At 49.6% G+C, this 1338-nt stretch carries 1 protein-coding gene; it reads left to right on the top strand.

Annotation, left to right across the window (positions count from 1 at the left end; translation table 11 throughout):
- The first annotated feature begins 80 nt into the window (after nucleotides 1–80).
- Nucleotides 81–1301: an IS256 family transposase gene (locus tag F560_RS0122070; RefSeq protein WP_019007874.1), complete on the top strand. Its 1221-nt coding sequence runs from the start codon at nucleotides 81–83 to the stop codon at nucleotides 1299–1301.
- Nucleotides 1302–1338: the final 37 nt, after the last annotated feature.

Raw genomic sequence — 1338 nt, 5'->3', positions numbered from 1 at the left:
GAGTCTATAAAATCTTTTGTGTAAACTCTCAAACCAATACATTAAACTAAGAGAAAGGTCGGTTTGAGAGGATGAGTCAAATGGCTCGATTCAGCAAGGAACTAGTCAAGGCGTTTGTCAAAGAAAATAACCTGAAGACCATGGAAGACGTGCAATCGGCGCTGAAAGAACTGTTTGCAGAGACGCTGCAGTCCATGCTGGAAGCGGAACTCGACACTGAACTCGGCTATGAGAAGCACGATATCAAGAACAAGACGACAACGAATAGCCGTAATGGCAAGAGCAAGAAAACCGTTACAAGCGAGTATGGTGAAATCGAGATCCAGGTGCCTCGTGACCGTAACAGCGAGTTCGAACCCGTCATTGTCAAGAAGCATCAGTCCAATGTCACCGGCATCGAGGACCAAATTATCGCCATGTACGCCAAAGGCGTAAGCACCCGGGACATCCAGGATCACTTGAATCATCTGTACGGCATTGAAGTTTCACCGACGATGATTTCCAATGTCACCAATAAAATCGTGCCCCTCATCAAGGATTGGCAAAACCGCCCGCTGCAGAGCGTTTACGCCGTCGTGTTTCTGGATGCCATTCACTACAAGGTGAAGCAGGACGGGGCAATTGTCAACAAGGCGGCCTACATGGTCATCGGCATTGATCTGGACGGCAATAAGGACGTTCTAGGCATGTGGATCGGCGAAAACGAATCGTCGAAGTTCTGGCTTAGCGTCTTGAACGACCTGAAAAACCGGGGCGTTCAGGACATCCTCATCACCTGCGTCGACAACCTGAACGGCTTCTCACAGGCCATTGCCGCCTGCTACCCGAAGACGGAAATTCAGAAGTGCATCATCCATCAAATCCGCAACTCCACACGATACGTCTCCTACAAGGACTTAAAGAAAGTGACGGCGGATCTGAAGCCGATTTACAAGGCGGTAACGGAAGAAGCCGCCCTTGTGGAACTCGATCGATTCGAAGAAGTTTGGGGCAGTAAATACCCGCTAATCGTCCGTTCCTGGCGCAATAATTGGGATGAACTGTCCACCTTCTTCAAATATCCGCCGGAGATCCGCAAGCTCATTTACACGACCAACATGATTGAAAGCTACCACCGGCAGCTTCGAAAGGTGACCAAAGGCAAGAGCATTTTTCCGACAGACGAGGCTCTGCTCAAGATGCTTTACTTGGCCACCATGGACGTACTACGGAAATGGACAGGCAGAGTGCAGAACTGGGGGCAAATCCTCCTTCAGCTATCCGTCTTCTTTCCAGATCGGATAGGGCACCATTTGCGCTAGGGCTCAAGAGAGTTTACACAAAATTCTTGACAGACCC

Origin of the sequence: Cohnella laeviribosi DSM 21336, from assembly GCF_000378425.1 — a bacterium.
GTDB lineage: Bacteria > Bacillota > Bacilli > Paenibacillales > Paenibacillaceae > Cohnella > Cohnella laeviribosi.
Note: the sequence above shows the minus strand (reverse complement) of the source record. Positions and strands in the feature narration are given on the sequence as shown.